The 13,870-nt window shown below is 31.7% G+C and carries 14 protein-coding genes; 10 read left to right on the forward strand and 4 right to left on the reverse strand.

Translation table 11 applies throughout. The features are described 5' to 3' along the window. Nucleotides 1–9 precede the first annotated feature (9 nt). Both QLS65_RS14335 and QLS65_RS14340 read left to right on the forward strand, forming a co-directional pair. Nucleotides 10–2,037, forward strand: coding sequence for a beta-N-acetylhexosaminidase (locus QLS65_RS14335; protein ID WP_282718473.1), 2,028 nt, complete (start codon nt 10–12; stop codon nt 2,035–2,037). Between the two features lie 221 nt (nt 2,038–2,258). Continuing rightward, on the forward strand, nt 2,259–3,878 hold the full coding sequence (locus QLS65_RS14340; protein WP_282712688.1) for an ABC-F family ATP-binding cassette domain-containing protein: 1,620 nt from the start codon (nt 2,259–2,261) through the stop codon (nt 3,876–3,878). A 93-nt stretch (nt 3,879–3,971) separates the two neighbouring features. Here QLS65_RS14340 and QLS65_RS14345 read toward each other — a convergent pair whose 3' ends face one another. Then, nucleotides 3,972–4,145 carry a hypothetical protein gene (locus QLS65_RS14345; protein WP_282712687.1) on the reverse strand — a complete coding sequence of 58 codons (174 nt, stop codon included), beginning with the start codon at nt 4,143–4,145 and terminating at the stop codon, nt 3,972–3,974. Nucleotides 4,146–4,349: 204 nt separating this feature from the next. Here QLS65_RS14345 and QLS65_RS14350 point away from each other — a divergent pair, with 204 nt between their 5' ends. From QLS65_RS14350 to QLS65_RS14385, 8 genes are all read left to right on the forward strand, one after another. After that, nucleotides 4,350–5,534, forward strand: coding sequence for a DUF418 domain-containing protein (locus tag QLS65_RS14350; protein WP_282718474.1), 1,185 nt, complete (start codon nt 4,350–4,352; stop codon nt 5,532–5,534). A gap of 85 nt (nt 5,535–5,619) precedes the next feature. Then, nucleotides 5,620–6,159: a bifunctional pyr operon transcriptional regulator/uracil phosphoribosyltransferase PyrR gene (pyrR, locus tag QLS65_RS14355; RefSeq protein ID WP_099715639.1), complete on the forward strand. Its 540-nt coding sequence runs from the start codon at nt 5,620–5,622 to the stop codon at nt 6,157–6,159. 52 nt (nt 6,160–6,211) lie between these two features. Beyond that, nucleotides 6,212–7,138: an aspartate carbamoyltransferase catalytic subunit gene (locus tag QLS65_RS14360; protein ID WP_099715638.1), complete on the forward strand. Its 927-nt coding sequence runs from the start codon at nt 6,212–6,214 to the stop codon at nt 7,136–7,138. 70 nt (nt 7,139–7,208) lie between these two features. Next, complete coding sequence (locus QLS65_RS14365) at nt 7,209–7,541, forward strand: ribonuclease Z (protein ID WP_099715637.1); 333 nt, start codon at nt 7,209–7,211, stop codon at nt 7,539–7,541. A gap of 9 nt (nt 7,542–7,550) precedes the next feature. Then, complete coding sequence (locus tag QLS65_RS14370) at nt 7,551–7,763, forward strand: YoaK family protein (RefSeq protein ID WP_282712685.1); 213 nt, start codon at nt 7,551–7,553, stop codon at nt 7,761–7,763. A 72-nt stretch (nt 7,764–7,835) separates the two neighbouring features. Next, on the forward strand, nt 7,836–8,741 hold the full coding sequence (locus QLS65_RS14375) for a ribonuclease Z (RefSeq protein WP_121341972.1): 906 nt from the start codon (nt 7,836–7,838) through the stop codon (nt 8,739–8,741). A 95-nt stretch (nt 8,742–8,836) separates the two neighbouring features. Continuing rightward, nucleotides 8,837–9,481 (forward strand): pyridoxamine 5'-phosphate oxidase, encoded by a 645-nt coding sequence (pdxH, locus tag QLS65_RS14380; protein ID WP_282712684.1) that lies wholly within the window; start codon nt 8,837–8,839, stop codon nt 9,479–9,481. A 162-nt stretch (nt 9,482–9,643) separates the two neighbouring features. After that, entirely contained in the window at nt 9,644–10,147 is a 504-nt protein-coding gene (locus tag QLS65_RS14385) for a CAP domain-containing protein (RefSeq protein ID WP_282712683.1), read from the forward strand. A gap of 328 nt (nt 10,148–10,475) precedes the next feature. Here QLS65_RS14385 and QLS65_RS14390 read toward each other — a convergent pair whose 3' ends face one another. From QLS65_RS14390 to QLS65_RS14400, 3 genes are read right to left on the reverse strand one after another with little or no spacing between them, the layout of a single operon-like run. Further along, nucleotides 10,476–12,416: an OmpA family protein gene (locus QLS65_RS14390; protein ID WP_282718475.1), complete on the reverse strand. Its 1,941-nt coding sequence runs from the start codon at nt 12,414–12,416 to the stop codon at nt 10,476–10,478. 42 nt (nt 12,417–12,458) lie between these two features. Further along, nucleotides 12,459–12,854 (reverse strand): tetratricopeptide repeat protein, encoded by a 396-nt coding sequence (locus QLS65_RS14395; protein WP_282713627.1) that lies wholly within the window; start codon nt 12,852–12,854, stop codon nt 12,459–12,461. Between the two features lie 11 nt (nt 12,855–12,865). Next, nucleotides 12,866–13,774 (reverse strand): PorP/SprF family type IX secretion system membrane protein, encoded by a 909-nt coding sequence (locus QLS65_RS14400; protein ID WP_099715630.1) that lies wholly within the window; start codon nt 13,772–13,774, stop codon nt 12,866–12,868. Between the last annotated feature and the right edge of the window lie 96 nt (nt 13,775–13,870).

Genomic DNA, 13,870 nt, shown 5'->3' on the forward strand with positions numbered 1-13,870 from the left:
CAAAAAAATATGAAATACATCCTAATATTACTATTTGCTGCTTTTGTGTCAAATGCCCAGATACAAAAAGAACAATTGAATCTTATGCCGTGGCCTCAAAATATAAATTTGACTGCTGGTACTTTTGCTTTAAGCAAAAATTTTAAAGTGAATATTACCGGTAATCCAAATCCTAGAATTTTTATTGGAGCAACCCGCTTTTTACGAAGATTGGATGGCAGAACAGGATTGTTTTTGGAGCAAAGTTTTTTGACAAAAGTCAATGAAAGTCCAGAAGCAGAATTGCAAATTAATTGTGTTCGCAACGGAAAAATAGCAATAAATGAAGATGAAAGTTATAAACTAATTATTGCTTCCGATAAAATAACAATCAATGCTACCTCTGATTTAGGTGCTTTGCATGGTTTGGAGACTTTATTACAATTACTGCAAAATAACAGTAGCTCGTATTATTTTCCGGCAGTTGAGATTACAGATTCACCAAGATTTACCTGGAGAGGATTGATGATTGATGGAGCAAGACATTTTCAACCGGTGGATGTAATCAAAAGAAATCTTGATGCAATGGCTTCGATGAAAATGAATGTTTTTCATTGGCATTTAGTAGATGATCAAGGTTGGAGAATTGAAATGAAAAAACATTCGAAATTGACTGAATTGGCTTCAGATGGGAGTTACTATACTCAGGAAGAAATTAAAAATATTGTAAAATATGCTGATGAAAGAGGGATTTTAGTTATTCCTGAAATAGATATACCAGGTCACGCTTCGGCATTGCTTACCGCTTATCCAGAAGTAGGAAGTAAAGTGAGTGATGGAAAAGTTACTTATGAAGTACAAAGAAATTCAGGAATTTTTAATGCAACATTGGATCCTTCAAACCCAAAAACCTATCAATTGCTAAGCGAAATTTTTGATGAGGTTTGTCCGTTATTTCCGGGAGAATATTTTCATATTGGCGGTGATGAAAATAATGGTAAAGAGTGGAATGCAAACCCTAAAATACAGGAATTCAAGAAGAAATACAACTTGGCTAATAATCATGATTTGCAAACCTATTTTAACATGCAGTTGATTCCAATGTTGAAAAAGCACAATAAAAAAATGATGGGCTGGGAAGAAATAATGACCGAAAATATGTCTAAAGATGCCATAATTCATGCCTGGAGAGGAACGAATGAAGGTCTTGCTTCTGGAGGCTCATTAATAAAAGCAGCAAAAAGTGGCTTTAATACCGTTTTATCTAACGGCTATTATATTGATTTAATGCTTGGTGTAGAGAAACATTATTTGAATGACCCAATACCAAAAAACAGTATTTTGACTCCGGATGAAAAAGCCAGAATTTTAGGAGGAGAAGCAGCCATGTGGAGTGAGCTCGCAACACCGTCAAACATAGATTCAAGGATTTGGCCTCGAACAGCCGCTATTGCGGAACGATTGTGGTCTAATGAAAATGTTACCGACATGATTAGCTTACGCAAAAGATTGAAAACAATTTCATTTAGATTAGAAGAACTTGGAATTACACATTTAAGAAATAAAGAAGTGATTTTGAGAAATATTAGTAATAATCAAAAAATTGAGGCACTGAATGATTTTTCGAATGTTTGTGAACCGTTGAAAAATTATACCCGTAATGGTGGAGGAAAAAAATATCGAATGCATTCTCCGTTGACTTTATTTGCAGATGCATGTACTGCAGATGCATTAGATGTTTTTGATTTTGATACTGCAGTGAAAAACTATTTAGAAAATAAAAGTCAAGAAAATCAAATTTTGGTGACCAATTTTTTTAGAAAATGGATTGCTATGAATGCTGACTTAATTAGTTTAAGTGCTAATGCTCCGCTGGTGCAACCGCTTTTACCATTGTCAAAAAGTTTAAATGATTTATCACAACAATTGTTACTCATAATAGAGAATAAACAAACGGTAAACCCAACTATTTTGAATGATTTATTAGAACAATGTAATTCTAAAAAGAATGCTGATGTAGAATTAGCAGTTTACAATAGTTTAAAAAAGTTACTTTAAGTTTTAAATCGATATAAAATATTAGTTTCTTTTCTATTTGGTTAATGGTTTGTTTTAAGAAAATTAATATTGCAATCCTGACAGGTCTGATTCTGTCAGGATTTTTTTTGATTAGCACTTTAATGTTAAGCAAATTACAATTCATAAAAATGTATTTTCCGAATAAAAAAAAATCAGTATTTTTTTCGTATTTTTGCAAAAATTTTATAAAAATAATATTCATGTTAACAGTAAATAATTTATCAGTTCAGTTTGGCAAACGAATTTTGTTTGACGAAGTAAATACTACCTTCACACACGGTAATATATACGGAGTTATTGGAGCCAACGGCGCTGGAAAATCTACTTTTCTTAAAATAATTGCCGGTGAAATGGATCCTACATCAGGACATATTCATTTGGAACCAGGAAAACGTATGTCGGTTTTAAACCAAAACCATAATATGTTTGATGAGAGTACCGTTCTTGAGACCGTAATGATGGGTAATAAAACACTATATGCCATCAAAAAAGAAATGGATGCTTTGTATTTAGATTACAATGATTCAAATGCAGACAGAATAGGCGAGTTGCAAGTGCAATTTGAAGAAATGAATGGTTGGAATGCTGATTCTGATGCCGCATCAATGTTATCAAATCTTGGCATTAGCGAAGATCATCATTATACTTTAATGGGAGATTTGGAAGGGAAAATAAAAGTTCGAGTGCTTTTGGCACAAGCACTTTTTGGAAACCCTGATTTGCTTATTATGGATGAGCCTACCAATGATTTGGATTTTGAGACTATTGCTTGGTTAGAGAATTTCTTGGCAAATTATGAAAATACAGTAATTGTAGTTTCTCACGACAGACACTTTTTAGACTCTGTATGTACGCATATTTCAGATATTGATTTCAATAAAATAAATCATTATTCAGGAAATTATACTTTCTGGTATGAATCAAGTCAATTAGCAGCAAAACAACGTGCACAACAGAATAAGAAAGCCGAAGAAAAGAAACAGGAATTAGAAGAATTTATTCGTCGTTTTAGTGCGAATGTGGCCAAATCAAAACAAGCTACTTCTCGTAAAAAAATGATCAGTAAGTTGAATATTTCGGAGATAAAACCATCAAGTCGTCGTTACCCAGCGATTATTTTTGACCAGGAACGTGAAGCTGGAGATCAAATTTTGAATGTACAAAATCTAAGTGCTTCAATAGATGGAGATGTTTTGTTTAAAGGGGTTGATTTAAATATGGCCAAAGGCGATAAAATCGTTCTTTTCTCAAAAGATTCTCGTGCAACTACTGCTTTCTATGAAATTTTAAATGGAAATCAAAAAGCCGACTCAGGAACCTACGATTGGGGAGTTACTACAAACCAAGCGTATCTACCAGTAGAAAATCATTCGTTTTTTGAGAGTGACTATTCTCTTGTGGATTGGTTGCGTCAATGGGTAAAAACCGAAGAAGAGCGTGATGAGGTTAATATTCGTAGTTTCCTTGGAAAAATGATTTTTTCAGGAGAGGAAGCTTTAAAAACCTGTAGAGTATTATCAGGAGGAGAAAAAGTACGTTGTATGTTGTCTCGAATGATGATGGAAAGAGCGAATGTTTTAATGCTTGATGAGCCTACGAATCACTTGGATTTAGAGTCGATTACAGCTTTTAATAATTCCTTGAAAAACTTCAAAGGATCAGTAATTTTTACTACTCATGATCATGAATTTTCTCAAACTGTAGCTAATAGAGTTATCGAATTGACTCCAAACGGAGCTATTGACCGTTACATGACGTTTGATGATTATCTTGATGATGAAAAAGTTCAGGAATTGAGAGCTAAGATGTATACAATATAAAAGTAATACAGTTTTTATTACAAAAAATCTCCCTCAATTTGGGAGATTTTTTTGTTAAATGGATATTCACTAAAATAATTAAATTATTTCTGTCTATTTTCTATTGAAAATTTTACTCACAATAAATGCGATAATAGCTAGCACTGCAACGACAATAAAAACACCTACGCCAACTCCCGCTTTAAATATACCTTCTATTATTGAACAACTTGTAAATGACACTAATACTACTAAAAGCATTAATATTCTGGTTAGTTTCTTTTGCATGATTTTTTTTCTTTAATTAGAGATATAAAAATACTAATTCAAGAGGCTAATTTGTTATATAATTTCTACTGTTTATTGTAAAATTTTTTAATAGTTTTAAAAAAAATCACAAAATGCACCTTTAAAAATATTTTTTAAACGACTATTTATGTAAAAAAATATATTTTTGAATTTTACTATAACTATTTAAACCAAGCTATTGATATGACCAGCATTACTTTAAATTTAAAATCTCCCAGAATAGAAGTGGTAGATGCCTTACGTGGTTTTGCCATTATGTCTATTATGTTACTTCATAATGTTGAACATTTTGAATACTTTCATTTGCCCGAAAATTTTCCAGCTTGGCTTGTAGCTTTGGATAAAATAATTTGGGATACTTTATTTTTTCTTTTTGGAGGAAAGTCTTATGCCATTTTTGCGCTTCTTTTTGGATTTAGTTTTTACATTCAAAATGATAATCAAGCTAAAAAAGGGAATTATTTCCGTGGTCGATTTTTTTGGCGCATGATGCTATTATTAGTTTTTGGACTTATAAATACAGCATTTTATCAAGGAGACATTCTGACTTTATATGCTTTTCTAGGGCTTTTATTGATACCGGTTGTTAACTGGAGTAACAAAGCTATCTTTATTACGGCTGTTATCTTGATGTTGCAACCTTTAGAATGGGGAAGGTGTATTTATTATATACTGAATCCGGATTATATAGCGCCGCCTAACGTATCAACGGGATATTATGAAAGTATTGCACTTTATATGAAAAATGGTTCTTTCGTAGATTATGTAGTTGGAAACTTGACATTAGGAAAAATCGCTTCTCTATTATGGTCTTGGGAAAATGGAAGGTTTTTTCAGGCTCCAGCTCTATTTATGTTTGGAATGTTACTGGGTCGAAAACAACTTTTTAATGCAACCGATGCAAACCAGCAGTTTTGGAAAAAAGTATTATTATACTCAAGTATTTTATTTATACCATTATTTGTATTAAAGACGCATACGTTAGATGTTATAGCCAGAGTAATGTTATCTAATAAACTCACAATTATATTTGCTTCTTGGTCAAACGTAGCATTTATGTTAGTTCTCGTTTCAGGATTTGTTTTATTGTATCAAAAGGATTCTGTTAATAAAGTATTGTCTAAGCTTATTCCTTTTGGAAAAATGAGTTTGACTAATTACATCATGCAATCTATGATTGGTTCCTTTATTTATTACCGATACGGATTAGGACTTTTTGAATATACGGGAGCAACATATTGTTTATTGATAGGTATTGTATTATTTATTATCCAATTGTTATTTTGCACCTGGTGGCTTAAAACCCATAAACAAGGACCTTTAGAAACTATTTGGCACAAAGCTACCTGGATATCATGGGGTAAATAAAAAATGACTCTATTTTCTCTCTTTATAATTATAAAATCATAAATCGGAATTCGTATATTTGCAAAACCAAACAACACACTTTACAATGAGTCAAAAAGTATTACTTACTGCAAAAGAAGTTACTATCATATTACATCGTTTGGCCTGTCAATTAATTGAAAAACACTTAGATTTTTCAGACACTATTTTAGTAGGTATTCAACCAAGAGGCGTTTTTTTAGCAGAACGTTTGAAAGAAATATTAGAAAAAGAATACCAAACACCTGAAATTCAATTGGGTTATTTGGATATTACCTTTTTCAGAGATGATTTTCGAAGAACAGATAAGCCATTAGAAGCAAATAAAACCAAGATTAATTTTATCGTTGAAAACAAAAAAGTTATTTTCATTGATGATGTTTTATTTACAGGACGAAGTATTCGTTCCGCTTTGACAGCCATTCAATCTTTTGGAAGACCATCAGAAATTGAACTTCTAGTTTTGATTGACAGACGTTTTAGCCGCAATTTACCGATTCAACCGGATTATAGAGGGAGACAAGTAGATGCCATAAATAACGAAAAAGTAAAAGTGAGCTGGGCAGAAAATGAAGGTGAAGATGGTGTATATTTAATTACAAGTTAGATACTGATTTGTTTAAAAGGCTAACATTAAAAACTAATAATCGTAAAAAGAAATGAAAGAATTAAGCGTAAATCATTTATTAGGAATAAAATACATCAACAAGAATGATATTGACCTAATTTTTGAAACAGCCGATCATTTTAAAGAAGTTATCAATCGACCAATTAAGAAAGTACCTTCCTTACGAGATATTACAATTGCCAATATTTTTTTCGAAAATAGCACTAGAACAAAACTCTCTTTTGAATTAGCACAAAAACGTTTATCTGCGGATGTTATTAGCTTTTCGGCGGCACAATCTTCAGTCAAGAAAGGGGAAACATTAATAGATACCGTGAATAATATACTTTCGATGAAAGTAGACATGGTGGTAATGCGACATGCTAATCCAGGTGCTGCTTATTTTCTTTCCAAAAACGTAAAAGCTAGTATTGTAAACGCAGGAGATGGCGCACATGAGCATCCTACACAAGCTTTATTAGACAGTTATTCGATTAGAGAAAAACTAGGCGAAGTAGCCGGAAAAAAAGTAGTTATTGTAGGTGATGTTTTGCACTCCAGAGTGGCCTTGTCAAATATATATGCGCTGCAAATGCAAGGAGCTGAAGTAAAAGTTTGCGGACCAAAAACGTTGATTCCAAGATACATTGAATCGCTTGGTGTTACAGTAGAGCCTAATTTGATAAAAGCGCTTGAATGGTGCGATGTGGCAAATATGTTACGCGTGCAAAACGAAAGAATGGATGTAAATTATTTTCCATCTACACGAGAGTATGCTCAACAATATGGAGTTGATAAAACGATTTTGGACTCCCTAAATAAAGAAATCATAATTATGCATCCGGGACCAATCAATCGTGGTGTAGAAATTACCAGTGAGGTGGCTGATTCACAACAATCGGTAATTTTAAACCAAGTCGAAAATGGTGTTGCAATTAGAATGGCCGTAATTTATCTTTTGGCATCAAAAATTCAGTAATTTAATATAAAACTTTGTAAATTAGCTATTTATAAATTCTCTACCTTGAGTAGACTTAGAAATTAAAAAGATGAAAGTAGATCAAAAAGGACACACAATTAGCATTAGAGATACGCAAGGTGATTTTACCTCTTTTTTAATGAAGGTTACTCATCAATATAAGACATTTGAAAAGCATAATCTAATCATAGATCTTTTGCTGTACAAAGATTTACCGGCGGGTAATATGAAATTATTTATGCCTTTATCAAAAGTTCATAAAAAAGCTAAAAAATCATTTGTTATAGTTACTTCTGATTTTGATTATAACGCGGTTCCTGAAAAATTAACCGTTGTTCCTTCTTTATTAGAAGCACATGATATTATTGAAATGGAAGAGATTGAAAGAGATTTAGGCTTTTAAAAATAGTAAATGGATTTTTATAACAACAAAAAAAGAGTACATATTTTTAGAATTATTTTATTAGTATGCTTTGTAATTTTACTGTTTGTTAATCTATATAATGTATTCATCAATACGTATTCAGTTAGCTATTGGGGAATAGTAGCCAATTTATTATTAGCGATTTCTATGGCGCTGCAAATTAGAAAATACAATAAGGAAAAGAATATTGATAGTTTATAATTTGGTTATAAATAACGAAATGTGAATCTTCAATTTTTAATTCTATCCTAACTTTTAAATTGAAATTAAAAATTGAAACTAACAATCCTTGGTTGCTATGCAGCTACACCCCGAACATTTACGAATCCAACCTCACAGATTTTAGAAATAAAAAACAGAATTTTTCTGATTGATTGCGCAGAAGGAACCCAAGTACAATTGCGGAAAAATAAAATCCGATTTTCTAAGATTAATCATATCTTCATTTCTCATTTACATGGAGATCATTTTTTTGGACTAATAGGATTAGTATCTACTTTTACTTTACTGAACAGAACTACCGATTTACATATTTATGGTCCAAAGGGAATTCAAGAAATCATCAAGTTACAATTGAGATTGTCTAATTCATGGACTAATTATGGTTTGTTCTTTCATGAATTAGAATCCAACGAAAGCGAAGTAATTTTTGAAGATGAAAAAGTTTTGGTAAAAACTATTCCTTTAAAGCACCGTGTATATACGAATGGGTTTTTATTCCAAGAAAAAGCAGCACCGAGAAAACTTAACCTGGATGCTGTTCAAAATTATGAAATTGATACCTGTTATTATCAAAAAATAAAAAACGGAAAAGACATTACTTTAGAAGATGGCCGAGTTATTGAAAATGATAAATTAACATTTGATCCAATTCCTGCAAAAAATTATGCTTTTTGTTCTGATACCGCATATAATGAAACTATGATTCCAATCATTGAAAATATTGATGTTTTATACCATGAATCAACTTTCTTGCAATCAGAAGAAAATTTAGCTAAAAAGACTTTGCACTCCACAGCAAAAGAAGCGGCTACAATTGCTTTGAAATCTAATGCAAAGCAATTAATTTTAGGGCATTATTCTACTCGATATGAAAATATTGACCTTTTTAGAGAAGAAGCCGCAACTATTTTTCCGGAAGTGCTCTTGGCCGATGATGGAAAAAGCTTTGAGTTTTAAATAAAAAATAATTTATTTCATCTGAATTCACATTTGGATATTTGATACTCTTAAACTGAATCATTCAAATATCTAATAATCTTAAAATAAAAATCATGAACGATTTAAGTAACTATAGAAAATCTTACGAAAAGAGTGAGCTATTAGAATCAAATATTCCTGAAGACCCAATAAACCTTTTTAACAGGTGGTTTCATGAGGTAGAGGACTTTGGCGGTGATAGCGAAGTTAACGCTATGACGGTATCTACAATAGGATTAGATGGGTTTCCAAAGGCCAGAGTAGTTTTGTTGAAAAAGTTTAATGAGGAAGGATTCATTTTTTATACCAATTATAATTCAGAAAAGGGTAGGGCTATTGCCCAAAATCCTAAAATTTGTCTTTCTTTTTTTTGGCACACTATGGAACGGCAGGTTATTATTAAAGGTATTGCCCATAAAACTACAGAAACGATTTCAGATAATTATTTTGAATCCAGACCTTACGGAAGTAAATTAGGTGCAATAGTTTCTAACCAAAGTGAAGTTGTTCCTTCCCGTGAATTTTTAGAAGAAAATCTAAAAGAGTTAGAAAAGGATTTTGATGGTATGGTTATTCCTAGACCAGAACATTGGGGAGGATTTCTTGTGACACCTTTAGAGGTTGAATTTTGGCAAGGAAGACCTAATAGATTGCATGACAGAATTAGATATAGTAGTCAAGAAGATTTTTCATGGAAAATCGATCGCTTATCGCCTTAATGTAAGAAAAATACATATTTAAATATTTTTATTGTGCATTTCGTCGATTTTTTTTGGTAGTTTAACGATAAAACAAGTATGTTTGTAAAAGAATTACGAACATATATTTATTTATTAAAGGAGTTTGCCCCACAATCTACTTTAAACTTAAACTACTATATTATGAAAATAAAATTACTTCGCGCATTATTACTTGTTACTGTTATTTGTACTATGAATTCTTGCTCTTCAGATGAATCTGAGACACAAACTACTGAGGCATCTGCACAAAAAGTAATAAGTTATTCTTATAATTCTATTGAGTTAGAAACAATGGATTTAATCAATAAACACAGAATTAGTGTTGGGTTAAAACCTTTGGAAAAAATCAATCATATGTCATTTAAGTCAGAAGAACATGACAATTACATGATTGCAAATAATGTAGTTAATCATAATGATTTTGTAGCTCGTTCTGAAAATATAATCAAAACTTTAGGAGCAAAAACTGTAAGTGAAAATATAGCTTACAATTACAATACTCCTGAGGCAGTTTTAAGTGCTTGGTTAGCAAGTCCTAGTCACAAAGCTAATATCGAAGGTGATCATACTCATTTTGGAATTGCAATTAAAGAAAATCCTGCAAATGGTAGAAAGTATTACACTAATATTTTCGCAAAAATATAGTTAGAGTTTGTTTTTTAAACTAAAAGGCTGTCTTATCCCCAAAAGACAGCCTTTTATATTTATAAGGTATTTGAAAGATAATTAATAAACGTATAGCTAATTTAAATTTAGTTGTTTGAATAGAAAAGTACAATGAAAATTATTTCATTGTACTTTTTTGTTTTGAGTAATTATCGGTTGGTTTTAGTTAACTCTGGAAGATTAATTAAGCTCTAAGAGTGAAACAAATTATACCTAGTTTGTATCGTAATTCATTATTCAAGAAAGTGATGGTGTACAAAAAAGGCTGCCTGATAAAGGCAGCCTATTAAATTTTTATGATAAATTATTACAACGCTGTAATAATAAATTCGCTTCTTCTGTTTAGTTGATGTTCTTCTTCGGTACAAATCACATCATCAGCACATTTGTTAACCAGTTGAGTTTCACCATATCCTTTACCAGTTAATCTGCTTGCATCAATACCATTTTTAACTAACCATTTGATGGTTGATGTAGCCCTTCTTTCAGATAGCGCTTCATTGTATTTGAAGGTTTGTCTGCTGTCAGTATGCGAACGGATATCAATTTTCATTGTTGGGTTCTGATTTAAAACATCTAATATTTTTTCTAAATCCAGAGCCGCTTCTGGTCTGATGTTGGATTTGTCTAAATCAAAATAAATCATTTTGATACCAAAACATTTACCCAAATCATCACCAACTGCAACTTTGCATATTTCTTTTTCTAATGCAATAGGTAAATAGGTTTTTCCTGTTGTTGCGGATATTGTTATTTTTTCTTCTTTGGTTACGTATTCTGGTTTTTCAGCTCTTACGTTGTACGTCTTTCCACATTCAACGGTAAAGCTGTATTTTCCTTTTTCATCTGAAGTAGCAGTATTGATAACCTTAAATTGATTATCGTATAAGGTGATTTTTGCATTAGCAAGTACTTCACCTGTTTTTATATCTGTGATTTCACCATACAGCAGTTGTTCACAAATCAGCCTTCTTGTTTCCAAAAATTTATAGATGTCGTCATAACCTTGACCACCGTCTCTATTGGAAGTAAAAAATCCTCTTCTAGATTTTGTATCGATTAAATAAGCGAAATCATCTTTAGGAGAGTTCACATCAGCACCTACATTTTGAACTTCACTAAAAGTGCCATCGGTATTTATTCGAGACATAAATACATCTAAACCTCCAAGTCCAGGATGTCCATCTGATGCAAAGTAAATTTCATTTTCATTATTGATAAAAGGGAACGTTTCTCTTCCTTCAGTATTAATAGTATTGCCTAAATTCTCAGGGTTTCCAAAAGTCCCATCTTCATTTATCTTTACTTTGAATAAATCAGACTGTCCTAAAGTTCCAGGCATATCAGAGGCAAAATACAATGTTTTTCCATCAGGACTTAATGCAGGATGTGCAGTACTGTAATTATCACTGTCAAAAGGCAGTTCGGTTACATTTGCCCATTTGTCATTCTCTAAAGTGGCTTTGTATATTTTTATTAAAGTAATTTTATTTCCATCTTTTCCTTTTTTACCATCGAGATAGTTGTTTCGGGTAAAGTACATAGTCTTTCCGTCACTACTAAAAGTAGGCGTAGATTCATGGAACTTCGAATTTATGGTTCCATTAAACTTTTTCGCAGCACCCGGTGTCATGTCTTCCCCTAAATCAGCCGTGTACAAGTTTGTAAAATACTGATTGGTCCATTTGTGTTTTCTTTGTCCAAGACTTCCGGTATCTCTAGCTGAAGCAAAAACTAATTTATTGGAATACAGTGCAGTTCCATAATCAGAATACATAGAGTTTATTCCAGCATCTTCAACTGTATACCTTCCGGAATTTGCTTTTATAGCTTCTAAATAGTTGGTATTTTTTTTAAAAAGTTTCCCTCTGGTATCGTTTGATGATTTTTGGTTGAATAACTCCATCATCTCATTAGCCTTATCATTTTGTTCTATTGCTCTTAAAGACTGAGCATAACGATAATAATATTCGGGTTCTAAATTGGAGGTATCCATAGTAAATAATTCACCATACCATTTAGCTGCTTTATCTAGTTGAGCATTAAAGTAGTATGCATTGCCTAATTTTTTAAACAGCTCTGCAGATTTATATCCTTTTTCAGCAATCCTTTCATAGGTTTTGATGGCATCTACATAAGCATAGCCGTCATACTTTTTATCGGCAGTAGCCAATTTTGCTTTTTGGGAGTAAATGTTAATAGAAAAAACACTTACTATTGTTATGTAAAGGAGTATATTTTTTTTCATAATAATTGTTTTTAGAAGAATTTTGGAGTTGTGATTTTATCGTTATTTTCGATTTTTTGTCTCTTTTGTTGTCCCTGATTTTTGTTTTAATTTTTCCAGTATTTGATTGGCATTATCATCCTGACCAATAGACAGTAAACTCTTAGCATATTGATAATAATATTCAGGTTCCAAATCATTGCTTATGGCAAATAATTCACAATACCATTTAGCAGCTTTGTTAAAATCTGCGTTTGAGTAATAGGAATCTCCGAGTTTTTTAAATAAATCTACTGATTTATACCCTTTTTCAGCAATCCTTTCATAGGTTTTGAGAACATCTATATAAGCATATTTGTCACTTATTTTATCAGTTACATAAAATTTTGCATCTTGTGCATTTCCTTTAAAAGAAACAAGACTTATTATTGTTATGTAAAAGAATATAAATTTTTTCATAGTCTTAATTTCTAGAAGAATCTTGGAGTTGTAATTTTACCATTATTTTTAAATATTTCATAACGTAAAAATATTTCATGGGAACCGGAATTATAGTTATTCAAATTAGTGGTTTCATGGTCATAACCATATCCTATATACATTCCGTCAGAAACTTGAAATCCAACCATTGCACTTACAGCAGCAGACCATCTATATGCTATACCTACAACAAATTTATCACTGAACATAAAGTTTCCTGATACATCCAATTGAAGCGGTGCGCCTGCAACAACTTTTGTTAATAATGCGGGTTTAAACTTTATAGATTCATTCAAATCAAAGACATAACCTGCCATTAAATAGTAATTAATTTTTTCTTTAAAAATAGCTACTTCATTATCATCATAACGGTTGCTCTCGATGAAATTAGGTATTGAAAACCCTACATAAGCTTTATCAGAATGTAAATAAACACCTGCTCCAATATTAGGCGTAAATTTATTATTGAAATCATGCAGACTAGGATCATCGTCAACAGGATTTAATCGGTTGACATCCAAATTAAAAAAGTTAGCAGTTGCTTTGATTCCAAAAGATAATTTAAAGGTTTCAGAAGTAGGGACGGTGTATGATAAATCAGCTGAAATCGTGTTTTCAGTAGTAGGCCCAATTTTATCATTTATAATCGATACTCCCAAACCTAAATTACTTTCGTTGAGAGGTGTATTGACAGAAGCAGCATTAGTAACTGGAGCACCATCAAGTCCTACCCATTGTGTACGATGTAGCGCAAAAATACTTAAAGCACCTCTTGATCCAGCATAAGCGGGATTAATATTGATTGTGTTATACATGTATTGAGTAAATTGAGCATCTTGTTGCGCATAACTTACAAAGGCTGTAAACATCAAAACGAAAGAAAATAATTTTGTTTTCATAGTAGATATTTATTATTTTAAATTATCTATCGAACTCATTTATAAGAATTCGGCAGGTCGGTTTGATAAATTTCTTTAGGGATAATCATTCTGTAA

Source organism: Flavobacterium algoritolerans, from assembly GCF_030010385.1.
GTDB lineage: Bacteria > Bacteroidota > Bacteroidia > Flavobacteriales > Flavobacteriaceae > Flavobacterium > Flavobacterium algoritolerans.